A 24,333-nucleotide genomic window follows, 5' to 3' on the forward strand; every position below is an offset into this window, starting at 1 on the left:
CGGGGACGCCGTTCGGCGGTGCGCTACGGCCGGGTGAAAGTCAGGTGGGTGACGCCACTGGGGGTCGTCACGGACTCGACGTGGAACCGCTCCTCGAGCCCTTCGAGCCCGTCCCACAGGCGCTCGCCGCGGCCCAGCACGATCGGGACGACGACCACGTGCAGGTGGTCGACGAGGTCTTCGGCGAGGAACTCGCGGACCGTGGTCGGCCCGCCGCCGATCCGCACGTCCAGGCCGCCTGCGGCCTCGCGCGCCTGGCGGAGCGCCTCTTGCGGGGTGGCGTCGATGAAGTGGAATGTGGTGCCGCCCTCCATCTCCACGGAGGGGCGGGGGTGGTGGGTCAGGACGAACACCGGGGTGTGGAACGGTGGGTTGGGCCCCCACCAGCCGTTCCACTCGTGGTCCTCCCACGGCCCGCGCTGGGGGCCGAACTTGTTGCGGCCCATGATCTCCGCCCCGATGCCGGGCGCCCAGGCGCCGGCGAGGACGTCCTCGACCCCGGTGCTTCCGTCCGGGCTGCCGTGCATCTGCTGGAACGTCCGGGTGGAGAAGAACCACTTGTGGAGCCGGGTGCCCGCGTGGCCGAACGGGGCGTCGAGAGACTGCCCTTCACCAGTGGCGTAGCCGTCGATGGAGATGGACAAGTTGTGGACTCTCACACGGGACATGTCGCGCTCCTAGCCTGGAAGAGAGTGATTGCGAACTGCAATCACCTGTCGAGAGCGAGCGTAGACTCGGTGATAGCGGAATGCAATCACTGGAGGTAGGAGTGCGGGACGAACCACGGTCCGGGTGTGCGATCAACGCGGCGGTGGAGGCACTCGGGGACCAGTGGAGCCTCATTGTCCTGCGTGACGTGATCTTCGGTGGGCGCCGCCACTTCCGCGAACTGCTCACTCACTCCGAGGAGGGAATCGCGTCGAACATCCTCAGCAGCCGCCTCAAGGCTCTCGTCGCCGGCGGTCTCCTCACGCAGGAGGAGGTCGGACGAGGACGGCGCGCGATCTACAGCCTCACCGAGGCGGGCATCCAGACCGTCCCCGTCATGGTCGCGCTCGGCTCCTGGGGGATGCGGCACCGCCCGACGACACCCGAACTGACCGTCCGCGCACGGCTACTGGAGGAGGGCGGGCCGCCACTCTGGGCAGACCTGATGGACGAACTCCGCGAGCTGCACCTGGGCACCCCCCGCCCGCACCCCGACCGCCCGCTCCCCTCCGAACTCCTCCGGGCGGCCTATGAGCACGCCCTCGCGGAGGTGTCCTGACCTGCGGCGGAGACCGACTGTGCTCCGCTCCGCATGGGATTCCAGCCAGGCGGACTCCTTAGCCTCTGGCTGGTCTCGATTCAGCGCTGATCTATTCCTGCACCACGCGTATCGCGAGGGCAGTGCCGTCCGGCCGGAAGGAGGCCGCACCCCACTGGTCGATGTCCTCCGACGTGGGCCAGTCCATGCGGCGTTCGTATACCTGTCGGCGATACTCCTCGACCTTGCCGTCCGCAAGGAGGTCGTACAGATCCGTGGCCATACCGGAGAAGGCTTCGACGCGACGGCCGTTGATGCGGAAGACCTGGTCGGTACCGACATACCGCTCGCCCGCGAAGGACGCTTCAGCGTCACGGACGCTGGCCGTGCCCGCGAACGCAGTCTCGCTGAAGTGCTTGCCTCCCTGCTCTGCAATCAGGTAGCGGCCCACCGTCCCCCCGCCGCCGGCTAGTACTGCAACGGTGCTTGTCCTGACGAGGCTTCAGCTCTTGGGCTGTGGCCTCGTCGCTTGTAGTGGCTGGTCCGGGCCTGGTGCTGGCGTCTGCGGCGCCATCGGGACCAGTGCAGGACGTGGTCGATGCTTCGGCGGACAGGCCGCGTGAGGCCGGTGATCAGTCGGCGGATCTCGGGGACGGTCAGTGGGATCAGGTCTGACGTTCGAGCAGGTCCGGCCCCTTTTCAAGGTGCTGGGCCCGCATGACGGTGAGGTAGGCATGGGCGGCCATGGCGAGAGTGATGTGCCGGTACCAGCCCGAATGACGGCGGACCTGGTAGTCGTCCAGGCCGCACTGACCCTTCGCACTCTGGAAGCACTCCTCGACCGCCCAGCGGGCGCCGGCGACGGCGATCAGCTCGTTGAGCGTGGCGTCGGCGGGCGCGTAGGCGATGTAGTAGGCGACCTTCGTCGGGTCGGCGGCGCTCCGGCGGGCCAGAACCCAGTGCCTGCGGTCGGGCCGGTGCCACGGTCGGACCTCGACGCGGGCCCAGTCGTAGATCCGCAGACCATGGGCGCCCTCGCCGCAGGACCGGCGCTTCCACTTCTGCCGGGGTAGATCGGCGACCAGGTCGTGGAGGCGGTGGTCCATGGCCTGCCGGGTGACGACGGTGTCGTGCCGGGTGGTGGCCACGACGTGGAAGACGTCGGCCTGCTCGAGCTCGTAGCGCCAGCCCTTGCTGTAGCCGTATCCCGCGTCCGCGGTCACCCAGCGGAACGGGATCCGGTCGTCGATCGCTCGGCGGACCATCGCCCTCGCAAGCTGGACTTTGGTAGCGAACTCGACGCCGTCGTCGATCCCGGCGGTTCGGCAGCGCTCGCGGTCGTCGGTCCAGGACTTCGGTAGGTAGAGCGCCCGGTCGATCAGGGTCCGGCCCCGCCCGCTCGAGTACGCGAGGAACACTCCGACCTGGCAGTTCTCGGTGCGGCCCGCGGTGCCGGAGTACTGCCTTTGGACCCCGGCGGACCGCACGCCCTTCTTCAGGAACCCGGTGTCGTCCACGATCAGCACACCGCCCGGGTCGGCCAGGTGCTCGACCACGTACTCACGCACGTCGTCGAGCACCGCGTCCGGGTCCCAGTCGATACGGTTCAGCAGCCGCTGGATCCGATCCGGGCCGCCATGCCCGGCCTCCTCTGCCACCGTCCAGCCGTTCTTGCGCTCCAGCGGAGCCAACAGGCCCCGCATGTAGGCCAACGCCGACTCCCGCGACTCGCTCCGCGCGAACCGGTGCGCAAACCGCTCATGCAACCCGGCAAGCCCATCCGACCAGCGGCGAGCATCGACCTCGGATATGTCCCCACCCATGAACAGCCCAACGAGCGAACCCGACAACCGTCACGGCAAGCACCGTTGCAGTACTAGTCTAGTCAGCCGGTGCCGCCGCCCTTGAGCCATGTGTCACTGATGTCGAGCGTCTGCGGAACGACCTCCGGGTACCGGTCTGCGAGGTACTCCTGCTCGATCTCCTCGCCGGTTCGCCGGTCCATGACGGTCTTTACGCCACCCAACTTCATCTTCTTCAGGGTGCCGATAGACTCGCCCGTGACGAGGGCGTTGAAGGCCTTGATGGCTTGGGCCGACTGCTGCACGCTGTCCCGGCTGACGACCCCGCGGTTCACGTTGATCATGGTGTTCGTATAGAGGGCCCGGGGGTCCTTCCCGACGAGCTCCTGACTGGCTTCACCGATGCCGTCGAAGAATGAGTTCGCCACGTGCTCCGGCCACTCCTCAGTGATGATCTTGTAGGCGACGGTCAGCCCGGTCGCGCTGGCGTGACACTGTTTTCCCCGCCCTACCATGCGGATGATCAGCTCTTCCTCGATCGGCCACCTGGCCACCAGTTCTTGCAGCTTCTCCGCCGTCATCCGGCCGGTGGTCCACCGGGTCCAGTGGAGCTGCGCGCTGCGGTTGGCAAGGACTTTCAGGGCAGCTGCGTACACGTTGGAGTTGGCCTGCTTCATCTCGGTGATCTGCGCGACGAAGTCTCCCGCGGTACGGATGCGGCCGCCGTCGATCGCGGCGAACGTGTCCGGGTTGAGGTTGTATGTCACCTGGGCGGTCACCGTGGCGCCGGTCTCGATGATCGCGGCGGCACGGTGCTGCCCGTCGATCAGGCAGCCGTGCCAGTCGAGCGCGAATCCCTGGTGAGTGGTGCGGTACTGACCATTGCGCAGAATGTCCTTGAATTTGTCCACATTGGATCGCTTCAGGGGGACGCGGTTGCATGTCCTCTTGCTCATCCAGCTGTTGCACTTGTCGGGAGTCACTTCGGTGATCTCGGTGTAGACGGGCGGGCTGGTGCGGACTTCATCGGCCATGCGGCTATTTCCTTCTCAGGGCGTGGCTAAGAGATCTACGCGAATCGAAGGCGTTCGTCGGCCGTTCGTATCGCTTCCCTCGAGGCGAGGTTAGAGGCCGATGCTGCCCGGTAGTACTTGAAGTCAACTATTGCGAAAATGTGACTGCTTTCATGTGACATGCCGTCACAACTGTCGAACTATGATCGACTGTGATCACGGATGGATGATCATTCCGGGTGGAGTGGGAGTTATGGCGGCCCGACGCCCGCGGCTGGCGTCCTCGGGCGGGCGACCGGCATCGATGGGGTCGAGGCCGAATCCATGGCGGCTGGCCCTGGAAGCCTTGGAATCGGCCGCACCACGATGTGCTCCCTCATGGCAGCCTCACGTTGGTGCGTCGACCGCAAGACCCGCACGGATGTCACCAAGGCTGTGCGTGACCTTGAGGACAAGCGCAAGAAGGGCGGGGCCGCCAACGCTGGTCAGCGCTGGAGCGTCGCGACCTGGCTCGCCCCACCGGGCCGAGAACATCGCGGACCTCAGTGTGGCGGGAACCCGATCGACGGCTACCGCGTGGCCGTGCATCATCACCTCATACTCAGCCTCGGCGCGCGCCGACTTGAGAAGCTCGAACCCGAGCACCTCGCACGTCCCTGTACGAAGATGCAGGATGCCGACGGCGCGCCTGGTACTGCGCACTAGACCTACCGCATCGTCCACACGGAGCTGAACGAGGCGGTCCGGCGCAAGCACATCACCGACACGGGCCGGCCCTTGAGTGGCGGGGAGGTCCGCCGCTCAAGCCATCTGCGGATCGCATGGGGCGGACCTTCCCGCCCACGGTGGTGGGTACCGTAGGCAGCAGATTGGACAATGCTCTGGCATGGGGCGGTGACGCCGTTGTTGAAGTACCAGAAAGCCTCGAGCTCCTCCTCAAGGGTTGTCGCCAGGGACTCATCTACCTCTGAGCCGCGTAGGGCCACGCGGACGTTCTTGCCGAACAGGTCGGTGCCGTAGCGGTGGTGCCAGTTGGCTATCTGGCCGTAGTAGGCGTTGGGCTCGCCCTAGAACTGCCCCGAGTTGGCCAGGTCGATCCGAGCTTCTGATGGTCATCGAGCAGCAGTCGGTGCAGTTCAGTCTGGCCGAGGTAATGAAAGGAGCCGACCTCCTCGGTTGTTGTCGTGTCGATCAGCCTGTCCCATTTGGCCGCGCCAGGTTTCACAACCCAGGCGGATCAGCCACGATCTCCCGCGCAGTCCTTCCCTCGGCGCCGGCCGTTTCTCCGACGTCGGTGTCGCCGATCTTCGTGCCGGGATAGAACTGGTTTACGTGGTCGATGCGCGGGTCGTCCAGGTGGAACCGCAGACTGACAGCGCGCTGAACCACCCCGGGCCACTGGGCCGGGTGAATTCGGCGGCGGTCGGGACAGCTGCACCCACGAGATGACGAAGGCCCCAGCCGATTCCCGGTCGAGGTCTTCGAGCTGCCCTGGCGGGCAGAGGCGGAGGATACGAGATTCGAACTCGTGAGGGGTAGCCCCCAATACGCTTTCCAACTGTCCGTCCGGGTGCCCGGTCGAATTCGCCACCGTCCTGACCTGCGACGGAACCGCTCGTAGACCGCCTTCCGGACCCGGCTGAACGGAGGCGAATGCAACTGGAACTGCAACTGACCAGGTGCCCCGCTCATGGCGTCTGACCTGCGACACCCGCGGCATCACCGCCGAGCTGCCACCGCCTCCGCCAGGGCAATCGATGACCTGGCACGCCTTCCTCGGGCTGTGGTGGCGCGTCTCATTATCGGATCGGAGCGCTCCGCTCCGATAGAGTGGAGGCAACACCCAGGCGTTCGCCCCCGCTTCGTGCGGCTGCGACGCCGCTCCCCGCAGATGAACGGAGGCGTCGTCAGTGGACGACACCAGAACTCGGCACCACGCCAAGGCCGCAGCCAGGCCCAACGCGGTGCTGGCCGCACTGCTCGCCACCGTGGGCGCCTACGCGCTGATGCAGACCATGGTCATCCCCGCGATGTCCGTGCTCGCCGACCGCCTGCACGCCGACACCGCCACAGCCGGATGGCTGATCACCGCCTTCCTGCTCGGAGGCGCCGTCCTCACCCCAGTGCTCAGCCTGCTCGGCGACAAGTGCGGCCACCGACGACTCCTCGTGATCGTCCTGCTGGCCTTCCTCGCGACCACCCTGGCCGCCGCCGCCTCCCCGAACATCGGCTTCCTGATCGCGATGCGCGCGCTGCAAGGGGCCTCCATGGCCTCGCTCCCGCTGGCTCTGGCGCTGGTCCGCGAGGCGATGCCCAAGGAGCGGATCGCCTCCAGCTTCGGCATCACCGCCGCGATGCTCGGCGGCGGCGCGGGCGTCGGGATGGTCGTTGGCGCGCTGATCATCCAGCACACCTCCTGGCGCTGGATGTTCGGCGCCGAAGCCGTGTTCATCGCCTTCGCGACGCTCATGGTCGTCGCCTGGGTGCCGGAGAGCCCCGAGCGCCACCGCAAGCGCATCGACGTGCCCGGGGCGCTGCTCCTGGCCGGCGGACTCATCGCCCTGCTGCTGGCGATCACCGAGGGCACGAAGTGGGGCTGGGCCTCCGTCGGCGTGCTGTCGCTCTTCGGTGCAGCCGTTGCGCTCTTCGCCGTGCTCGGCATGGTCTCGGCACGCCGGACGGACCCGATCCTCGACCTGCGGCACGTCACCCACCTGCCGATGCTCGTCACCAACCTCGCCGCCCTGCTGATCGGCGTCGTGCCGTTCTTCTTCTACGTCCTGGTCCCCGAACTGCTGCAGCTGCCCAGCGGTCTCCCGCCGGCGCTGCGCCCGCTGGCCTCCTACGGAGGCGGCCTGACCATCGTCCAGGCAGCGCTGCTGATGCTGCCCAGCTCGCTCTTGGTCGTCGTGGGCGGGCGCACTGCACACGCGCTGCGCGGGCGCCTCGGCACCCGGGCGCCGCTGGCCGCCTGCATGACGCTGATGACGGCCGGAGCCGTCCTCACCGCGCTCTTCCACAGCTCCCCGGCGGAGATCGCCATCTGGTTCTGCCTGGTCGGCCTCGGCGCCGGCTACGGGTACGCGGCGCTCGCCGACCTGGTCGCGGCCCTCGTGCCGCGCCGCGAGATCGCCTCGGGCAACGGCCTGAACACCGTCATCCGGACCGTCGGCAGCGCCGTGGGCAGCCAGCTCGCCGTCGGCTTCCTCCAGACCTTCACCGTGCACGACACGCCGATCCCCGCCGAGAAGGCCTTCACGGTCAGCTTCTGGGTCGCCGCCGCGCTCGGGCTCCTCGGTATCCTGCTCGTCGGCGCCCTGCGCATCCGCCCGTACCGCCAGGACTCCGCGCCCGAGGCCACCGTCCTGGCCATGAACCGGGTCGCCGCCAACCAGCACTGAGCGGCCCCCCCGCACCGCGCGGCGGGTCGGCGTCGCCCGCCCGCCCGCCGCCCGCCCGCCGAAGCGAAGGAGCAATAGCATGCGCGCCGCCCGCACCGGACCGCCCAGCGGACGCCAGAAGGAAGCCGACCGCAACGACGAGCGGGTCCTGCGCGCGGCGCGCGAGGTCTTCGCCGAACTCGGCTGGAACGCTCCGGTCTCGGAGATCGCCCGCCGCGCCGGTGTGGGCATGGGCAGCCTCTACCGGCGCTACCCCGCCAAGGAGGACCTCGCCCAGGCCCTGCGCATGCAGGGAATGGACGAACTGACCGCCCTGGCCCGCCGCGCCGCCTCCGAGCACGCCGACCCCTGGACCGCGCTGGCGTCCTTCCTGCGCGCGGCGCTGTCCGCCCCGGACGCCGGCTCGCTGCTCCCCCTCATCGGCGGTCGCCTCCCCGCGACCGAGGAGATCGACGCCGCGTCCGGCCGCCTCAAGGCGGCCCTCGACGGCCTGGTCGACGCCGCCCACCGCTCCGGCGCCCTGCGCGCGGACGTCAGCTCGGCGGACCTCCCCCTGCTGCTCAGCCACCTCAGCCCCCGCCTGCCCACGGCCGCCGAGCGCGCAACCGAACTCCACCTGCGCTACCTCGATCTCGTCCTGCTCGGCCTTCAGAACCCCTCGACGCCGGACCGACAACCCGACCGCGCCCCCGACTGGACCGAGCTGACCGGCCTGTGGAACACCCCGTGACCCGCACTCACCCTCAACTCCATTGGAACACTCGCCAGCGGCCTGCAGCCGATCCGGCAGTGCCACGCCCGCTGCGCTCCGTCTCGTGGAGCGGGGCTGACTACCCGCTGCTCCGGGGCTTGGCTTCCAGCCGCGCGGGTGCCCGACGGGGGCTCCTCCGGACCCCGCCCCGCCAGCCTTCGCGGCTCCTCCAATGCCGACCGTTGATCCAGTTCTAGCGTCGGTTGGGACTGAGGGGTTGCCCGCAACACGCTTTCCAACTGTCCGTCCGGGCGTTCGGCGGTGGTCGCAGAGGTCCTGACCTGCGGCGGAGTGGTTCGTCTTTCGGGTATCGGACGGCGCTGGACGGGGGTGAATGCAACCAGAACTGCAACCACGGCGGAAGCGGGTTGCGCATCGCCGGGTCCTGTCTTGTGAGTCTGGACCGGCTTGCCACGGCATTCAGATGTACATCTGCTACATTGATTGCATGAGTGAGCCTGTGATTGCATCCATGGCTGAGGTCCGCAGCCACCTGGCGGACGTGCTCGACCGGGCCCGCCGGGACGACATTCCGACGATCATCACCCGGCGCGGCAAGCAGGAAGCCGTCGTCATCGACATCAACGAGTACCAGCGCCTGAGTCGGCTGGCGGAGCAGGCCGAGGAGTCCTGGCTCAATCAGCTGGCCGACGAGGCCGAATCCGAAGGGACTGTCGGATCCGTCTCGCTCGAGGAGATGGCTGCCCTTCTCCGCGCCCACCACGCCTGATCCCGGTGGGGTACGTCACGCGGTTCACCCCGCATGCCCAGCGCGACATGCTCAAGATCCCCCGGCCTGACGCTCTGCGGATCCTCCATCGCCTCACTGAACTTCAGAAGGGGATGGACGACGGGGACACGGCGGCGTTCGACATCAAAGCTCTCCAGGGGCACACCGCGCGGTGGCACCTCAGGGTCGGGGACTACCGCATCGTGTACACGCTCGAAGACGGTCAACTGATCGTGTGGGTCATCGCCGTCGGCAACCGGCGTGACGTCTATCGCCGTCTCTAGCTCGGCCGTGCCGGCTGTGAGGCAAGCGGTGCTGCCAGTGCGTTACTCACGCGACCAGATTTACCCATCGTGGTAAAGACTTCGGTTCTGCCGGGGACCAGGATGCAGGTACCTGAGAAGTGGCACTGCACAGTCCTGGCGCGGTGACCATGTGGAGGCTTGTCGCGAACGTAGTTCTCTGCGCCCCGGCGCTGTTGGGTCTGCTGGGCGTTCTGCTGGGCCAGGCGCGCGAGGTGCTGGCCAGGGCTGCCGAGGTGGTGCATGCCTGGCGTGAACTCCGGCGGATCCTGCGCCCTCCCGGCGCCAGTGGCAGCAGAGCTCGCGAGTAGGCCGGGCGCCCAGGCTCCTCTCCCGCGGATCCATGTGCGCCTGGCAATGCCGATGGATACGACGATGGCCCGGACCGCTGTGCGGTCCGGGCCATCGGCTGGCGGAGGATACGAGATTCGAACTCGTGAGGGGTTGCCCCCAACACGCTTTCCAATTCTGCGCGGGGGTGTTCGATGGGGTCCGCACAGGTTCTGACCTGCTGGTCTCTGGTTGTTGGAGCGGAGGTTGAACCCGCACGTACGGCAATGAATGAGACCAAAACTGAGACCAGGGATGCTCCCGCGGTGAGCGCGCGGAGGCGTGAAGCGCAGTCTCTTGCTTTGTACGGAGGAGCTTGATCGGATTGGGGGCCTACCGGCCGGCCGCGTCCACAATCGAGAGGTCTGCGGTGAGTGCCAAGCGGTCGATGATGTCCAGGCAGCGTTCGCGGTCGCCTCGACTGGTTTGCCGGTATAGGCGCAGCACGAGCGGGATGACGTAGTGGCCGGCTAGCTCTCGGTCAGTGTCTAGTGTCGCCGCTCGCTCACATGCTTCGAGAGCGCTCTGGGGCAGTCGAGCGGTCTGCCGGTTGAGGGTGATGAGGAGGTTCCTGCTGTTCTTCGAGAAGGCCGTGCTGTGGGTGAATGCCTTGACGAAGTCGTTTAGAGCGGTTCCGTCCAGTTGGTCGATGTTGGCTGTAGCCCTTGACGCGCTTTCGCGGACGGTAGCGTCGGCGTCATCGAAGAGACGGGGAAGCCATGGGAGAGAGCGCCCCGGGTACTGTGCGAAGAGCTGTGCGGCGCCGCTTCGTGCGGGCTCGCTCAATTCTTGGACAGTCTGGGGGAGTTCTGGTGTGAGGACTTCCCAGATCGCAAGGATGGCCCAGATCTGGCCGGCGTTGCTGCCGGAATCCGCTGGGAGCTGCAGGGCTTCGTAGAGATAGTGGCTGAAGCGTGCCACGTCCTGTTGCAGGGCCAAGACCAGAAGGTCGCGCACAGTGTGGGCGCTGTAGAGGTTCGCAGTGGGGTCGGCCAGCACTTCGTCAGCGAGGTCCAGGGCCGCGTTGGGGTCGTGCTTGTGGAGGACATGCACCGCCAATGCCGCGCAGGCCCGTACGGCAGGTGACGGGTCACTAGCAAGGCGCCGCAGAATCTGGGTGAGCGCTGACAGGTGCTGGTCGCTCTGTGACAGTAGTGCTCCGGCCGTCCAGACGACCTGCCCTCGACTGGTGTTAATTCCTGCAGTGACCAGGTCGTCAGTCACGCTGTAGCCGTGGGCGGCCGTCTGGTCTTGGGAGAACCTGTCGAGGAGTTCAACAAGGGCCTGGTTGGTGTTGGTGCGGTTCGAATCAATGGTGCGGCAGATGTCCGGGATGCTGGAAGGACCAACGCGTTGGTAGACGTGCACGCATAGGTCGGTGAAGTGATCTGTGTCCAGGGATGGCGCGACAGCGCGGAGGATGGCAGCGAAATAGACTAGGGGCGAGGCGCTGTCGAGCGTCAGGGCCATGCGAGCGAAGCGCTGAGGCTCGCGCTCTGCTCGGCGGCCCAGCGTCTGCGAGAGTTCGAACGCCCCTCCTTGCGTGCTCCATTGCTCGTTGTGCTCAGGCTTGGCGTAGATAGCCAAGGCGTTTAGCCAGTGGCTGTCCTTCATTCGCGAAGCAGCCTCATCGCTGATCGGCGGTGCGACAGCGCGCACCTCCGAAGCCGGCGCGGGAGCCAGAACACCCGGGGTCTCGAACTTCCTCTCCCATTCTCCAAGTCGCCGACGCGCCAGATCCGTGAGACGGGTCGGGTCTACCGCTGACAGGAGCCGGTACTGGGTAATCCCGAGCAAGCCCAAGCCAAAGCCTCGGTGATCGGGGCGACGCCGCTCCCAGGAGGGGTAGAGCTGCAGGAGCGCGGTGAGAAGGGAATTGAAGGTGTCGTTTGAGCACCGGTGGGATACGAATTTGATCATGTCCCGGGTGGCCCACAGGACGGCATCCCAGATTCCCTGTCGGAGGGCGTCGTCAGCAAGCAGCCATCTCACGGCCTCATCCGTCCGGTCGACGGCTGTGTGCACCCGGGCCACGATGTAGTTGGTCTCGGGCCCATTGATCGCCATGAGCTGTTGCAGGGCGTCATCAACGATGCCGGGTTGGCTTACAGCAAGTGCACCGAGCGCCTGTTCGAGGCCTCGGATGAGGAGGGATCCTACGTCGTATGCGCCCAGATACATGTGAGCCCAGGGGCTCTGGCCAGTGTCTTTTCCGCGAGCTTCCTTGGCGGCGGCGATCTTGAGGACGAAGGGGAGCACCTCGCTGACGAACGCTGCCGGTGCCCCTGCGGCGCATGGAGCGATCACATCGCGGGCAGAGGGCGTGTAGTCGGTGAGGAGGCCGGCTTTGAACGGGTCCTCGTGCCCGTCTTGAGTAGCGCGCACCGCTGTCCGACGTAGGTATGCGCCCAGAATGCGAGCAGCGCTCTCCGGATCTCGGCTTGTAAGGGATTGCAGGTTGCTGAGAAGAGCGATGCCACCAGCCTCACGCCCGTGGGGGTCATCGAGTTCCCCGCGGTCGATGAGTTCCGTCACGAGCGACTCGAGGCCAGCGCTCATTGCCCAGAAGACCAGGCGCTGCAGCCGTTCACGCCAGACATCTGATACACCGGCATAGGGGTGCACCAAGGCGGAAACCCGCTGTGGTCGATAGCTGACAACACTGACAAGAGAGTTGAATGCCTCTGCCGCCGTGGCAGGATCCGCCAGCAGGCCTTCCCAGAAACCATCGTGGTCGGCGGCGTCGAACCACACGGGGTGCCCCAGCAGGGACCGGATCTTGGGTGCCAGGGGCGAGGAGCTCCAGGCCAGATCCTCCAGCAGCTGCCAGTCAGCAGAGCTGGCCTGGAGTTGGCGCAGTACGGTGATGACTACGTCGTTGATGTGCGGGCGGATGGCATGCGATTCGAGTAGATCACGGACATCGGCGCGGAAACGGCTGGGGTCGATCGCCTCCGTGTATTCCAGGATCTGCCGGGTCTGGGCGCGGCGGAATAGGGCCTGCCCGGAACCGGCGAGGAAGTCGTGGAGCGTTGTGGTGCTGGCGGTGAAAGCGCGGGCGAAGAGGTAGTCGAAATAAGACTCGTGGAAGAATCCGATGCGGTCGTCGGTCTCCATCGCGAGGATGCCCTCGGATTCGAGGACCTGGACATCGGCCTGGTTGAAGCGGTCGAGGAGCGGGCGGGGTGCGCTCAGGGTCTCGTGGTCGCTCAGGTGTTGAACGAGGGCCGTGGTGATCCGATGCCATGCCTCAGGGGTGAGTTTGTGCTCCACCGCACTGCGGCGTTCCTTCGTGAACTGCGTGTACAGCTGCTGGAGGGTGCGATAGGTGCCTGTGCGGGCGTCGACGGAGAGGCGGCTGAAAACCGACAGGTGTAGAGGGACCTTCAGCAAGCGCAGCGTCTCAGGGCTGAGGGCAGACGGGTCGGCGCCGTACTCCGCCAAGGCTGCCCGAAGCGATTCGTCGGTGAGTTCGTCCAAAACCAGCCTCGCGACACGGTCGCTGGCGGCCAGTGCCCGCAGTCGGGAGTCCTCCTCGACATCGACCTTCCGGGCAACCAGCACCACTTTGACTGAGGGCTCGTACCGCAGTTGCTCGATCATCTCGGCCACGGCGCCGTACACCTCGGACATTCGACCGCTGTAGGTGCTAACTGCGTCCAACTGGTCGATCACCAGCAGCGAGGGCTGGGCACCAGCGGCGTTTGCCAGTACGACGGCTGGGGAGTCGGAGAGTTCCATTACACGGCCAAGGGCAGCAGCGCTCTGCACGTTAGGGCTGGCTGCGCTCATTCTGACCGCAGCCGCGTACCAGCCGCGGTCATGCAGCTGCTGCACCACATCGCTGACAACCGTCGACTTGCCCATTCCGGCGCGGCCTTCGCACAGCACGATCTGAGGACCGTCTGGCTGCAGGAGCCGCTCCATCAGCTCCTCTGTATAGGGCCGAACCGCTAGCCCGAGCGCGGGACGATTCTCGCCTGCATGCCGGGTGAAGCGGCGGACCGAGTCGGAAAGCGCGAGCGTGGTGGTCTCGTCGCCGATGAGGTAGCGGCGCTTGACCTTCTTCTCTGCCAGGTATGACCAGATCTGAGGTGCAGTCACCACTTGGTGGAGGTGATCGTCGCAGAAGGCCCGCAGGAGGGAGACCACGGTCTCCGCGTCGTCCCGCACAAGGAACGAGTAGCTCAGTGCCACCTCGCGGCGCAGGCTCTCACCTGGCTGGTGCCAAACCTTGATCCGCTGCAGGTACCGCCATGCGTTCTCTTCAGTCGCTTTTGGCCAGTTCGAACGCACCGCTGCGAACTCGGTGGCCTGGTCCTTCGTTCGGATCTCTTCGAACTCGGCGAACGTTTGGGCAGCGACCGCTCGTTCGCAGAGTGATTCCAGTTCCCCAGCATCAGAGGACAGGATCAGGCGGACGGTCTTGCCCCCAGCGAGATGCGTCGCCACCTTTTCCAGCACCGGGGCCAGCCGCAGCAGCGTCCAGCGCGTGCCGCTGTCCTTGACCTGGTCACAGCACGGCCCATCAGGGAACTGGATCTCGAACTCGATGCCCTCCCCCGCATCGCCCGGCGGCTCCAATCGCATGCTCGACGCTTCGCCCCGCAACAGCTGGCCGATCTGGAGGGCTGTCCACCAGTGCTCATACCTGTTAGGGAGCTTGTCCGCGGCCCCGCCTGCCATCGCCATTCAGCACCCCGCACAGCACCGTGACATCCGGGCCCAACCACCCGGAAGCTAAACGCTACCTGCCACTACCGACTGACGCCGCCAGGAAGATTCAGACTGTGATCGAGACAGTCGCCAGCTCGGCTGTACAGAGCAACCCCTCGCAGGCGTCAGTACGAAGCGGTCCGCTGAAGGTGCCCTGCAGCCCTCCCCGTCCCGTCCCTTCGCATGGCGGTCATGGACAGCTCGGCGAGGCGAGGGAGGAAGGTGAGATCGAGCTGTTCAACCGGATGCAGCAGGCCGCGCTCGCAGGTCTCGGCGGTCCAGACGGTGCAGCGGGATCGCGGGTAGGCCGGGTTGATCCCGATCTCGCCTTTCGGGATCGTGCCGTTGAAGGGCGTCGGGATGCCCTCGGCGTTCCAGTAGTCCCACGCCTCGAGCGCTTTGGCCTGTTCGAGGGCGAGGTAGAGCTGCGGGTAGCGGTCGATGATCCGCATCTCGCGGAAGATGAGCTGCCCCAGCAGACCCGGCGCCGTCGCGGTGAGGACGTCGAAGTCCGCGTCTCGGAACGTGAAAGACGCCGCATCCTGACGGGGGTCGAGTGCCACGCAGGCAAACAGGTGCGACAGGCGGCGCCTTGTGTAGCGGGCCGCACCCAGCGCCAGGCCAGCCTCGATCCGCTCGACGAGCTGGAGAAGGCGGTCGTGTCCCGGGTTGAAACGGGACAGGTCGAAGAGCTTGTCCATGCCCTGCACAGCGCCGAACGCCAGGCGCTTGTAGAGGCGGTTGTTCATCTCTCCGAGCTCTGCGGACGCCTTGGTCTCAGGGGAGGTGGAGCGGAGCATCAGGTACTCGGACAGCACCTCGAAGTAGAGGTAGCCCAGGAACGGAAAGGCTGGCACGGTGGCGGCGAGTCGGTCGATGAACTCGGCCTCCGGCGTCGGCGTTCCGGCGGCGTTGGCGAGGAGGGTGCCGAGGAACGGGGCCGCCGCCTGCAGCCGGTCCAGCACTGCCCGACGGAGTTGGGTGTCCTCGCGGTCGGTGAGGAAGCTGCGGTGGGCGAGGTACGTCCGCAGGTGGATGGCGCCCAGTCGGAGGTAGTCGATGCCTTTGGGCGGGACGGGGGCGTCGGGGGTGATCTCGAAGACCAGGGTGCGGGTGTGCTTCTTTGTCTCCAGCAGGTAGGTACCGAGGTTGTGGGGTCGCAGGCCAGCGGGTTCGGGGGCGAGGGGTGCGCAGTAGAGCGCCGCGACCAGGCAACCGGTGGAGGCGTACAGGTGGCCGCTGGAGCGGATCGCGTCCAGGGCCACGGTGGTGTGCATCAGGTGGATGGGACGTCCGGCGGCCAGGGTCTCCGTCATCGCGTTGCCCCGCAGCAGCCAGCCGTTGGGTGTCTCGTGCTCGAGCTGGCGGCGCCAGTCGGCTTCGGTCTCGGCGAGCCCTGAGGGGCCGGGCCGAGTGGTGCTGCTGGTGTGGTCGGTGTGGGCGTTGTCCCACTCGCTGTGCATGGAGGACCTCCTACTGCCTGGGGTTGAGGATCTGGCGGGCGTGGATGAGTGCCCCGTGGTTGGTGGCGCCGTCGAGCCGGGCCTGTTCGCTTCGGACGACGAGGTCGAAGGCGACGGGGTGGAGCCATGCGGAGATGACGATGCGAAGGTGGGAGGGGTCGGGCCACCAGCGGGCGAGAGGGAGCCGGTAGCGGTCCAGGCAGTCGGCCGCCTTGAGCAGGTCGATCAGATGGGGTGCCCGGCGGTAGGCGAGGTTCTGCTCGGTGGTGAAGGCTGTGTACGGGATGTCGTGGAGGCTGATGGCGCGGGCGGCCTGCGTCGAGACGTCCGGCGGCAGTTGCCGGCCGAGCATGCTGCTTACGGCGGCCTGGTTCCCGGCGAACCAGGCCGCTGCCCGTCGGCCGTGCCCAGGATCGTCGCGGTCGTCACGCCGTCGGCAGTCGTGGACTGCTGCTGCGGCGCACAGGGCCGCGGTGTGATCGCGGTCGAGTCCGTACTCCTGGGCGAGCAGCGAGGCCAGCAGTGAGACGCGGGCGTTGTGCCGGATGCCGTGGATGGAGTCGACGAGCTGGGGCTTCGCGAACCAGGTGATGTCCGGTACCAGCATGAGGGGCGGATGTGGCAGGGTGGGCGCCGCGGCTGAGGCTTCGGGTCGGTTCCTGGCGATCCAGGTGAGTGTGTCCTGGTCCATGACCTGATGGGCGGGAAGGCTCCGATTCTCGGCGAGTTCGCGGAGCGACGCGGCACCCAGCTTCGGCGTTCGTGAGGTCATCTCTGGTTCCTCGAAGGGAAGTGGCGCGGTGGGCGTCAAGCTGGGCGTGGCGGTGCTGACCATGGGCACGCGGCCGAAGGAGCTGGCCGCGCTTCTGGCTTCGGTGGAGATGCAGACCGTTCAGGCCGCCAAGGTGGTGGTCGTCGGCAACGGGTGCGCGCTGCCGGAGCTTCCGGCGTGGGTGGAGAGCGTCGAGCTGGCGGAGAACCTCGGGGTGACCGGCGGCCGGAACGTCGCACTGGAGCACCTGCGGGACATGGACGTGGTGATCGACCTGGACGACGACGGCCTGCTGGTCGCGGACGACGTCCTGGCTCAGATCACCGCCCTGTACGAGTCCGACCCCCGGCTGGGCATCGTCGGCTTCCGGATCGCCGACGAGACCGGCCTTACCCAGCGGCGCCACGTCCCCCGGCTGCGGGCCGGCGACCCGATGCGCGGTGGTGAAGTGACCGGGTTCCTCGGCGGCGGCCACGCGTTGTCCTCGAAGATGCTGGAGCAGGTCGGTGACTGGCCGGACGCGTTCTTCTTCGCGCACGAGGAGACCGACATGGCCTGGCGAGCGCTGGATGCCGACTGGCGGGTGCTGTACGTCCCGGAGCTGCTGCTCCAGCACCCGCGCACCAGCCCGACCCGGCACTCCTTCTTCTACCGGGTGAACGCCCGCAACCGGGTCTACCTGGCCCGCCGCCACCTGCCGGCCCTGCTGGTGCCGGTCTACCTCGGGGTCTGGGTGGCGCTCACCGTCGCCCGCACCCGGGACGCGGCCGGGCTGAAGGCGTGGTTCGCGGGCTTCGCCGAGGGCTGGCGCACACCGTGCGGCCGTCGCAAGCCGATGCGCTGGCGCACGGTGTGGACCATGACTCGCCTCGGTCGGCCGCCGATTATCTAGGCTGCCGCGGCTTGGTGCATCCACTCGGGGACGGCGTCAGGGGTGGCCCTGAGCCAGGCCACGTATCGTGTGAGGCCCTCATCGACGGTGATGCTCGGCCTCCAGCCCAGTACGTCCTCCATCCGCTGGACGGAGGCGTATCCGCCTTCGGGATCGCCGGGCGGCATGGGTGTCTCGACGAGCCGGATGCCCGGGTAGTGGCCGCGGACCAGCTCGGCGACCTGGCGGATCGAGGTGCCGGTTCCGGTGCCGACGTTGACGGTCTCGTTGTGCGCGCGGGGCGCGATCAGCGCGTGGAGCGTGCCGGTGGCGATGTCGTCCACGTGGACCAGGTCGCGGGTCTGGTGGCCGCCGCCGTTGAGGTGCAGCGGCAGCCCGAGCGCGGCCCGCATGGCGAACCAGGCGACCACCCATGAGTGGCTGTTCGCCTTGACGACCTGTGGCTCGCCGTAGACCGAGAAGTACCGCACGATGGCGAACGAGGTGCCGGCGTCGGCGAGCACGGCGGCGGTCTGGTACTCGCCCCAGACCTTGCTGTTCCCGTACACCGAGACCGGGGAGACGGCCGCGCCTTCGGCGAACTGCGCGGGCACGTGGTCGTGCACGGGTTGGGGCGAGACGCCGTTGCCGTAGACGCTGGCGGAGGAGACGAACACCATCCTCTGCACCTGGTCCGAGGCGGCTACGGCGTCGAGCACGCGCTGGGTGCCGATGATGTTGGTGTCGATGGCGTCCAGCGGGCGGCGCGTGCAGGCCGCGACGTCGGCCAGGGCGGCGGCGTGGATCACGTAGTCGCAGCTGGCGATCACCTCGCTCATCAGCTCCGGGTCAGCGATGTCGCCGACGAAGAAGTCCGGTTCGGTGGTGTTGATGCCGAACCGGTCGCGGTAGACCTCGGGCGGGTAGGCGTCCAGCCTGCACACCGAGACGGGGCGGGCGCCGAGCTGGCGGAGCTGGGAGGTGATGCGGCTGCCGATGAGGCCGCCCGCTCCGGTGACCAGCACGGTCTTTCCTGAAAGCTGTTCGAGGGACAAGGGTGCTCCTCTACTCGGTGGTTGATCAGTTCTTGCGGTGCTTCGGGCACTGGCAGATGGGCCACGTCGCGGACGGGTGGTAGGCCGCCGCATCGGGGTCCGAGTCGACGGTGACGACTCCGGAGACGTCGTAGCGGGTGCCGTCGGCCGCGACCTTGAAGGTCCGGAGGTGCAGGCCCGGGTGGCGGTCCTCGGGGAGCTTGAAATCCGGGGAGTTCTCGGTTCTCACGTCGCCGGCTCGGCGCTCGCTGTCGGTTTCTGGGGTGGTTCGACCATTGCGGACTCCTATCGATGGCGAGGACGGGATTCCTGGGGTCACGCGGTGGCGGGCTCGGTGTCCGGGCTGGTGGCGGCCGGGGCCGTGACGGCGGGGCCGGCCTCCGCCTGCTCCAGGATGGCGGTGGCGATGTGGAGGGCAGCCCAGGAGGCGGTGAGGACGGTTCCGACGCGGTCGCGGTCCGCTGCGGCGTGTCGGGGCATGGCAGGGCCTCCTGGGTGTGTGGGCATGGCCGCGACACGGCTCGGGAACGATCCCAGGGCGAGGGCCTTGGGCCTTCCAGCGGCTGACTCTCAGTCAACGCCTGTGCACGCAGGAGCAGAAGCTGCCAGTGTGTAGGCCAGTTGTCGGCCATTCGTCGGCCAGCGTCGGCCAGGGGAGGGGTGCCGTGTCAGCGGAGGCCGTGGCCATCGGAGCACTGATCAGGGTCGCGAGGGCGAAGAAGGGCTGGTCACAACCCCGGCTGGGCCGGGAGCTGGGTATTGCCGAGGGCAAGGGCGGCGAGGGGCCCAAACGCGACCAGGTTTCCCGCTGGGAGGTCGGTGGGCGCGTCCCGAAGTACTGGCTGCCGTTCCTGATCGATGCCCTGGACCTTCGCCTGCCAGAAACCCATGGCGGTTCGCCAACTGATCCTGACGACCCGCTGTCTGGCGATACCGTGGATTCAGTCATCGAGCTGGGGCGGAGGGACGTGGTGGATCGCCGGGGATTCGTGACTGCCTCAAGCGCGTACGCGCTCGTGGCACTGGGCCTGCCCGATCCGGAGAGCCTTCTCCGCCGTGTCCGAGTGAGGTCCGGCGGCAAGGTGCACGTGGGCCGGGGCGAGGTCGCCGCAGTGCGGCAGATGACCAAGTCCCTCGGCGACGCAGCAGCAGAACTCGGCGGTGGACACGCCCGGCACCTGGCCGTCCGCTACCTCCACGAGGACGTCTCCGGCTGGCTGGACGGAACGTGGACCGAGGAGGTCGGCCGGGAGCTGTTCGCTGCCACCGCCCAACTTGTCCACCTGGCCGGATGGATGGCTCAGGACGAGGGCAATCAGGACGCCGCCCAGCAGTACTACGCGCACTCCTACCGCCTCGCCTCCGAGGCCGGCGACGCCGAACTCGCCGCGACCGCCCTGCGTGGCCTCGCAGTCCAGGCCATCGACCTCGGATTCCGGGCGACCGCTGTCCGGATAGCCGAGGACTGCGTCAACCAGGCCAAGAACCTCGACGATCCCAGGGCCCTGGCCTACTACCAGGCCACCCTGGCCAACGCAGCCGCCCTCGACGGCGACCGTCGAACCGCCACCAGCTCGCTCGCGTCCTCCCAGAGCGCGATCGAACGTGCCAACGGGACCCCCGGCGATTCCTGGGCCTCGCACTACAGCATCGGCCGATGGGCCCACGAAGCCGGGATGATCCTCGCCCAGCTCGGCGACTTCACCAGCGCGTTGGAGCACCTGCACCACTCGCTGGAGATCCACGGCCTCGACCGTCGCCGTACCCGCGCGATCGTCCTCGCCGACCTGGGAACCGTGCGTCTGCGCCAGGACGACGTAGACGGAGCAGTCGCCTCCTGGACCGACTTCCTCGAATGCGCCGACGGAATCCGCTCCATCAAGGTCCAGGACGCCGTACACGACATGCGCGCCCGCCTGTACCGCCTGCGAGACGTACCCGGCGTCGAAGAACTGGACGAACGGGCTGCGGCACTCGAATAGGGCATCGTCCCGGGTACCCGGCTCGTGAGTCCGGCGCGGGTACCCGCGACCGGGGCTGTCGTCAGCAGCCACGTCACGGTCGACGTCAGCCGTCCTCCACGACACACTGGCGCTTGGCGCCAGGTTTGCCCTCGCACCCCTGGGCGAGGGCAAGTGCGTGGGGCGGGCCGTAGGACCGTCCAATGCGACAACTTGCTCCGCCAGGAGCGGGGCCGGGTAAGGAGTCCTTACCCCACAACTTGCTCCGCCCTGGGCGGTGTCCGGGTAAGCAGTGCTTACCCCACAACTTGCTCCGGCTTCCGGTGGTCTGACTGGGGCTTGTGGGTGATCTGTTTTCGCCGAGGTCTGCTGGGTGCGCTGTCAGTGCTCCTAGTTCGGGCTCGCGGAGGCCAGACATGGACGCTTCGGCAGGTGGTGGAAGCCCGGCAATCTGCCCAAAGACAGGGCGTTCACGATGGGGCGTACACGCGAGCCCCCTTCTAAAGGGGGGCTCGCGCGTGAACGCTGGGTCGCGTGGACGGCGTGTACGCCTCCGTGATCGCTCTACCTGCGGTTTCTTCGTTCCGCGTGGACAGTGTGAGCGGTTGGCGCCGGGTCCTTCGCGGCAGGGGCGCGTGTACGGTCCCGTGAACGGTCCACGCCCGGCCGTTGGTGCCTGGCGGGGCTGGTGATCCGCTCGCCGACCCGGATGCCCCGCGGGCCCGGTCGGTGCTGTCCGCTGACTGCCCGAAGGCCCGGTCAGCACGGTCAGCGGGATGCGGGCCGGTGCGGTCACAGCAGTCAGTTCGGTCGGTCGGAATGACCGGCTGACCGGAACCTCGGTCACTCCAGCCGGTCAGAACGACGGACTGACCGGGGGGGCGCGGTCAGTGCGCCGCCCCCGGTCACTCCGGTCACTGCGGTGGCGGTCACGAGACGGCGGTGATGTGCCGGGCGGAGGGGCGGTAGCGGGCCTGCTGGCCGCCTCCAGTGCCTCCGGCGGCGCCGTCGGTCTTGACCGCGAGCCCGGACTTGACCAGGCGGTCGAGGTGGCGGCGGGCCTTCTCGATGTCGGCGCGGTCGGGGTTGGCCTCGCCGGTCAGGGCGGTCGCCATTTCACGGGTGGTCAGGCCGTCCGGGGCGGCGCGCAGGAGCGTGACCGGGTCGAGGGTGGGCTCGACGTAGGTCGTTCCGCGCTGGTGGTCGTGGACGACCGGCAGCGGGCCGATCTCGCCCGTCACGGTATTGAGGTGGTGGATGGTGACCGCCGGGTCGCCGGCCTCGCCGGCGATGAACAGGACGCTGCCCGCTCCGGCGGTCAGCCACGTCGAGCCGTACACCCGGTCCAGGGTGGGTCGCATCCCGCGTGGGGCGTCGGCGGCGGCCTTGCGCTGGTGGTGGAGCTCCATGATCTGGACGCCTGCGCGCAGGGCGCGCATGCGGGCGTTGTTGAAGGCAACGGCCAGGGAGTCGTCCACGAGGGTGCTGACCGCGTCCTTGAGGCTGTCGATGACGATGGTGTCGGCGCGGTGGGCGGCGGCGAGTTCGGCGAGGAGGTCGGGTTCCTTGTCGAGGGTGGCGGGGAGCGGTCCCTGCCACACGGCGAGCCGGTCGCGCAGGTGGGCCTCGTCGGCGGGGGTGATGCGGCGGGCCATGGCACGGGCGATCTGCTGGGGGCGGTCCATGGCCAGGTAGAGCACGCGCTCTCCCTCGGCGACGGGCAGGTCGAGCACGGAGGCTTGCAGGCCGAGGCGGGCGAGGACGACCTGGTGGGCGAGGGTGGTCTTGCCAACGCCGGGTGCGCCGACGATCATCAGGCTTTCGCCGGAGGCCCAGGCGGTCTGTTCGCGGGTGCCCCACAGGGGCTCCTTGTCCGCGCCGGTCTTGGTGACGAAGTCCCAGCCGTTGACGATGTAGCGGGCCAGGCGGCTGCCGCCGGAGGCCAGGGCACGCTCGCGTTCGGCACGGATCTCGGTCTCGACGGCCGTGCGGATCTCGTCCGGGTCGGCGCCGGGGGTCAGCGCGTGGTGGACGGTGCGGATGCCCGTCGCATGCAGGGTCCGCAGCTGGGCATCTCGGCGCACGATCTGCGCGTAGTAGTCGGCGCTGTCTGACGAGGGCAGAGCGACGGCGACCAGCGTGTGGAGGTAGGCCGCACCTCCGACGCGGGAGAGATCTCCCGTACCCCGCAGGTGGTCGGTGAGGGCGATGGGGTCGGTCGGGGCGTCCTCGGCGCGCAGGGTGAGGATCACGCGCCAGATGGTCTCGTGGGCGGGCCGGTAGAAGTCGCCCGCGTCCAGAGTCCCCCGGACTTGATCCACCGCCTGGTGCTTCAGCATGCACGCACCGAGGACCGCTTGTTCGGCTTCGATGTTGTGCGGCGGCTCCCCGGAGTTGGTGTCGACGGGCGCGGGGTAGGGCTCCGACGCGCGGTGGTCCCGTCGGCGGTTGTGGGCTGACTGGCCGGGCGGCGGGGCCGTAGGCTTGTCCACAGCGGTGTCCTCACTCGGAGGATTCGGGCGGCTACCCGGTTCCTCCGTTGTCGACTGTTCCAGGGATGGGCGGTTTCGAGGTTTCTGCTGTGGCCCCCGGTGTTCGTAGCACTGGGGGCCTTTTTCGTCGCGATGCCGGGTGGCTGACCCGGCTCGCCGATGCGGTTCGGCTCAGTTGCGTTTCATCTTGCATCACGTTAACGTCGTGCTCGACGCATTGCAAATGGGCTTAGTGACGATGCATGGAGGGTTGACCGTGGCTGATGAGGACCGCCAACAACGGCTGGAGGGGGAGGAGAACGTCGCGCGGCGCATCAAGATGGAGCGCGAGGCGCGCGGGTGGAGTACGGCCACGCTCGCCGAGCGTCTGACCGAGGCCGGCTACCCGCTGAACCAGTCGGCGGTGTGGCGCATCGAGAGCGGCGAACCACGTCGCAGGGTCAACCTGGACGAGGCCATCGGCTTCGCCAAGGTCTTCGACATCTCCCTGGACAACCTGGTCGGACCACCCGAGATCGCCGCGAACGTCCACGTGAAGTTGCTGCTGGCCGAGTTCGCCGAGAGCTGGCAGAAGTCCGTTGCCGCCCGCAAGGACATGGACCGGGCCCGCGACGCTCTCGACGCCTATGGCCGTGCCCACCCGAATCTCGAAGAGCTCATCAGAGTGATGATCACCCGAGTCGTGGCCGACGCGGCTGGTGACGACTACCGGTCGCCGAACTTCCCGCCAGGCTCCTCCGAAGCTGAGGATCTCGGCACCCCGGGAGCCGAGAAGTAGCCAGAGCGCGCGAAGGTGCGCCCTGGTCACCTGAAGAAGCAGCTGCACGCCGCTGGTCCCGCACGTCAGTCCCGTCGTCGATTCGATGATGACCGGCATCATGCCGGGCGTCCGACGGTTTGGTGCGGCCGGAATCTGCGGCTAACGTCCCGTCCCGCCGGTCCGAACACGGGCTTCGCCAGCCCGTGAACCCTCGACCAGCCATGCCCACCGCAGCCCCTTGGCGCTACGAACGCCGGGGGTCGCCATGCGGACCCGAACAACCCAATCGCCCATCCCTGGAACATCGACAACGGCGGCGCATAGCCGAAAGCGCCGTCGGGATAGGACACCCATGTCCGAAACACCGTTGGAGCTCTCCCGAGTGGCTCACGCCCTCGGCACCACCGAGCGTGTGCTCCTCCGCCTGATTGCTGATCAGGGCGGTCTTGCAGCCGACCCCACTCTGGTCGCGCTCACGGTTGAGGAGGCTGCCCGCCGACTGGGCATCGGCCGTACGACGATGTACTCCCTCGTTTCCTCAGGCGAGATCCCCTCCGTAACGATCGGCCGCTTGCGTCGAGTGCCCGCCGATGCCCTGAGCGGTTACGTCGCCGACCGTCTGAGCGCTGCCAACTCCGCTGTCGCGCTCGCGGCCTGAGGGGGCATCC

General features: G+C 67.8%; 22 protein-coding genes. 10 read left to right on the plus strand and 12 right to left on the minus strand.

The window, feature by feature from the left end; all coding sequences use genetic code 11:
* Positions 1-23 precede the first annotated feature (23 nt).
* Complete coding sequence (locus ACR68M_RS28165; protein WP_441246947.1) at positions 24-668, minus strand: dihydrofolate reductase family protein; 645 nt, start codon at positions 666-668, stop codon at positions 24-26.
* A gap of 101 nt (positions 669-769) precedes the next feature.
* Between ACR68M_RS28165 and ACR68M_RS28170 the strand changes: the two genes are divergently transcribed.
* Entirely contained in the window at positions 770-1,267 is a 498-nt protein-coding gene (locus ACR68M_RS28170; RefSeq protein WP_441246948.1) for a winged helix-turn-helix transcriptional regulator, read from the plus strand.
* Between the two features lie 91 nt (positions 1,268-1,358).
* Here the strand turns inward: ACR68M_RS28170 and ACR68M_RS28175 are convergent, their stop codons facing one another.
* The 3 genes from ACR68M_RS28175 to ACR68M_RS28185 all read right to left on the minus strand — a co-directional run bounded on the left by ACR68M_RS28175 (position 1,359) and on the right by ACR68M_RS28185 (position 4,082).
* Entirely contained in the window at positions 1,359-1,697 is a 339-nt protein-coding gene (locus ACR68M_RS28175; RefSeq protein WP_441246949.1) for a hypothetical protein, read from the minus strand.
* Positions 1,698-1,911: 214 nt separating this feature from the next.
* Positions 1,912-3,069: an IS701 family transposase gene (locus ACR68M_RS28180; protein ID WP_441246950.1), complete on the minus strand. Its 1,158-nt coding sequence runs from the start codon at positions 3,067-3,069 to the stop codon at positions 1,912-1,914.
* Positions 3,070-3,131: 62 nt separating this feature from the next.
* Positions 3,132-4,082 carry a hypothetical protein gene (locus ACR68M_RS28185; RefSeq protein ID WP_441246951.1) on the minus strand — a complete coding sequence of 317 codons (951 nt, stop codon included), beginning with the start codon at positions 4,080-4,082 and terminating at the stop codon, positions 3,132-3,134.
* A gap of 357 nt (positions 4,083-4,439) precedes the next feature.
* Between ACR68M_RS28185 and ACR68M_RS28190 the strand changes: the two genes are divergently transcribed.
* Complete coding sequence (locus tag ACR68M_RS28190) at positions 4,440-4,766, plus strand: hypothetical protein (RefSeq protein ID WP_441246952.1); 327 nt, start codon at positions 4,440-4,442, stop codon at positions 4,764-4,766.
* 2 nt (positions 4,767-4,768) lie between these two features.
* Here the strand turns inward: ACR68M_RS28190 and ACR68M_RS28195 are convergent, their stop codons facing one another.
* Positions 4,769-5,047: a hypothetical protein gene (locus tag ACR68M_RS28195; protein ID WP_441246953.1), complete on the minus strand. Its 279-nt coding sequence runs from the start codon at positions 5,045-5,047 to the stop codon at positions 4,769-4,771.
* A 924-nt stretch (positions 5,048-5,971) separates the two neighbouring features.
* Between ACR68M_RS28195 and ACR68M_RS28200 the strand changes: the two genes are divergently transcribed.
* The 4 genes from ACR68M_RS28200 (at position 5,972) to ACR68M_RS28215 (ending at position 9,227) form a co-directional block, all read left to right on the plus strand.
* A complete protein-coding gene (locus tag ACR68M_RS28200) occupies positions 5,972-7,462 on the plus strand; it encodes an MFS transporter (RefSeq protein WP_441246954.1) in 1,491 nt (496 codons plus the stop codon).
* Between the two features lie 79 nt (positions 7,463-7,541).
* Positions 7,542-8,192 (plus strand): TetR/AcrR family transcriptional regulator, encoded by a 651-nt coding sequence (locus ACR68M_RS28205; protein WP_441246955.1) that lies wholly within the window; start codon positions 7,542-7,544, stop codon positions 8,190-8,192.
* A gap of 469 nt (positions 8,193-8,661) precedes the next feature.
* Positions 8,662-8,943, plus strand: a complete 282-nt coding sequence (locus ACR68M_RS28210) for a type II toxin-antitoxin system Phd/YefM family antitoxin (RefSeq protein WP_441246956.1) — start codon at positions 8,662-8,664, stop codon at positions 8,941-8,943.
* Between the two features lie 5 nt (positions 8,944-8,948).
* The gene (locus ACR68M_RS28215) at positions 8,949-9,227 is read left to right on the plus strand and encodes a type II toxin-antitoxin system RelE family toxin (protein ID WP_441246957.1); all 279 of its coding nucleotides are present in this window, start codon (positions 8,949-8,951) and stop codon (positions 9,225-9,227) included.
* 681 nt (positions 9,228-9,908) lie between these two features.
* Here ACR68M_RS28215 and ACR68M_RS28220 read toward each other — a convergent pair.
* From ACR68M_RS28220 to ACR68M_RS28230, 3 genes are all read right to left on the minus strand, one after another.
* A complete protein-coding gene (locus ACR68M_RS28220; protein ID WP_441246958.1) occupies positions 9,909-14,267 on the minus strand; it encodes a hypothetical protein in 4,359 nt (1,452 codons plus the stop codon).
* Positions 14,268-14,416: 149 nt separating this feature from the next.
* Positions 14,417-15,754 (minus strand): hypothetical protein, encoded by a 1,338-nt coding sequence (locus tag ACR68M_RS28225; protein ID WP_441246959.1) that lies wholly within the window; start codon positions 15,752-15,754, stop codon positions 14,417-14,419.
* 10 nt (positions 15,755-15,764) lie between these two features.
* Positions 15,765-16,361, minus strand: a complete 597-nt coding sequence (locus ACR68M_RS28230; RefSeq protein ID WP_441246960.1) for a hypothetical protein — start codon at positions 16,359-16,361, stop codon at positions 15,765-15,767.
* 226 nt (positions 16,362-16,587) lie between these two features.
* On the opposite strand from ACR68M_RS28230, the gene ACR68M_RS28235 reads away from it, so the two are divergent.
* Positions 16,588-17,418, plus strand: coding sequence for a glycosyltransferase family 2 protein (locus tag ACR68M_RS28235; protein WP_441251736.1), 831 nt, complete (start codon positions 16,588-16,590; stop codon positions 17,416-17,418).
* Here the strand turns inward: ACR68M_RS28235 and ACR68M_RS28240 are convergent.
* The 3 genes from ACR68M_RS28240 to ACR68M_RS28250 all read right to left on the minus strand — a co-directional run bounded on the left by ACR68M_RS28240 (position 17,415) and on the right by ACR68M_RS28250 (position 18,932).
* Positions 17,415-18,452, minus strand: a complete 1,038-nt coding sequence (locus tag ACR68M_RS28240; RefSeq protein ID WP_441246961.1) for an NAD-dependent epimerase/dehydratase family protein — start codon at positions 18,450-18,452, stop codon at positions 17,415-17,417. The genes ACR68M_RS28235 and ACR68M_RS28240 overlap by 4 nt on opposite strands.
* Positions 18,453-18,477: 25 nt before the next feature.
* Entirely contained in the window at positions 18,478-18,681 is a 204-nt protein-coding gene (locus tag ACR68M_RS28245; protein ID WP_441246962.1) for a hypothetical protein, read from the minus strand.
* 86 nt (positions 18,682-18,767) lie between these two features.
* Positions 18,768-18,932: a hypothetical protein gene (locus ACR68M_RS28250; protein ID WP_441246963.1), complete on the minus strand. Its 165-nt coding sequence runs from the start codon at positions 18,930-18,932 to the stop codon at positions 18,768-18,770.
* A 509-nt stretch (positions 18,933-19,441) separates the two neighbouring features.
* Here ACR68M_RS28250 and ACR68M_RS28255 point away from each other — a divergent pair.
* Positions 19,442-20,434 (plus strand): tetratricopeptide repeat protein, encoded by a 993-nt coding sequence (locus tag ACR68M_RS28255; RefSeq protein ID WP_441246964.1) that lies wholly within the window; start codon positions 19,442-19,444, stop codon positions 20,432-20,434.
* Positions 20,435-21,342: 908 nt separating this feature from the next.
* Here the strand turns inward: ACR68M_RS28255 and ACR68M_RS28260 are convergent.
* The gene (locus ACR68M_RS28260; RefSeq protein ID WP_441251737.1) at positions 21,343-22,752 is read right to left on the minus strand and encodes a DnaB-like helicase N-terminal domain-containing protein; all 1,410 of its coding nucleotides are present in this window, start codon (positions 22,750-22,752) and stop codon (positions 21,343-21,345) included.
* A gap of 358 nt (positions 22,753-23,110) precedes the next feature.
* Here ACR68M_RS28260 and ACR68M_RS28265 point away from each other — a divergent pair, with 358 nt between their 5' ends.
* Positions 23,111-23,683 (plus strand): helix-turn-helix domain-containing protein, encoded by a 573-nt coding sequence (locus ACR68M_RS28265; protein WP_441246965.1) that lies wholly within the window; start codon positions 23,111-23,113, stop codon positions 23,681-23,683.
* Positions 23,684-24,017: 334 nt separating this feature from the next.
* Positions 24,018-24,323, plus strand: a complete 306-nt coding sequence (locus ACR68M_RS28270; RefSeq protein ID WP_441246966.1) for a helix-turn-helix domain-containing protein — start codon at positions 24,018-24,020, stop codon at positions 24,321-24,323.
* The last annotated feature ends 10 nt before the right edge of the window (positions 24,324-24,333 follow it).

It is taken from the genome of Kitasatospora sp. McL0602 (assembly GCF_052076145.1).
Lineage (GTDB): Bacteria > Actinomycetota > Actinomycetes > Streptomycetales > Streptomycetaceae > Kitasatospora.

What these genes read in the sequence shown, in the direction of transcription:
- ACR68M_RS28250 (WP_441246963.1), bottom strand. Translation starts at nt 18,932, where the DNA reads ATGCCCCGACACGCCGCAGCGGACCGCGACCGCGTCGGAACCGTCCTC.
- ACR68M_RS28220 (WP_441246958.1), bottom strand. Translation starts at nt 14,267, where the DNA reads ATGGCGATGGCAGGCGGGGCCGCGGACAAGCTCCCTAACAGGTATGAG.
- ACR68M_RS28260 (WP_441251737.1), bottom strand. Translation starts at nt 22,752, where the DNA reads ATGCTGAAGCACCAGGCGGTGGATCAAGTCCGGGGGACTCTGGACGCG.
- ACR68M_RS28230 (WP_441246960.1), bottom strand. Translation starts at nt 16,361, where the DNA reads ATGCTGGTACCGGACATCACCTGGTTCGCGAAGCCCCAGCTCGTCGAC.
- ACR68M_RS28270 (WP_441246966.1), top strand. Translation starts at nt 24,018, where the DNA reads ATGTCCGAAACACCGTTGGAGCTCTCCCGAGTGGCTCACGCCCTCGGC.
- ACR68M_RS28180 (WP_441246950.1), bottom strand. Translation starts at nt 3,069, where the DNA reads ATGGGTGGGGACATATCCGAGGTCGATGCTCGCCGCTGGTCGGATGGG.
- ACR68M_RS28210 (WP_441246956.1), top strand. Translation starts at nt 8,662, where the DNA reads ATGAGTGAGCCTGTGATTGCATCCATGGCTGAGGTCCGCAGCCACCTG.
- ACR68M_RS28185 (WP_441246951.1), bottom strand. Translation starts at nt 4,082, where the DNA reads ATGGCCGATGAAGTCCGCACCAGCCCGCCCGTCTACACCGAGATCACC.
- ACR68M_RS28190 (WP_441246952.1), top strand. Translation starts at nt 4,440, where the DNA reads ATGGCAGCCTCACGTTGGTGCGTCGACCGCAAGACCCGCACGGATGTC.
- ACR68M_RS28205 (WP_441246955.1), top strand. Translation starts at nt 7,542, where the DNA reads ATGCGCGCCGCCCGCACCGGACCGCCCAGCGGACGCCAGAAGGAAGCC.
- ACR68M_RS28165 (WP_441246947.1), bottom strand. Translation starts at nt 668, where the DNA reads ATGTCCCGTGTGAGAGTCCACAACTTGTCCATCTCCATCGACGGCTAC.
- ACR68M_RS28225 (WP_441246959.1), bottom strand. Translation starts at nt 15,754, where the DNA reads ATGCACAGCGAGTGGGACAACGCCCACACCGACCACACCAGCAGCACC.
- ACR68M_RS28235 (WP_441251736.1), top strand. Translation starts at nt 16,588, where the DNA reads ATGGGCACGCGGCCGAAGGAGCTGGCCGCGCTTCTGGCTTCGGTGGAG.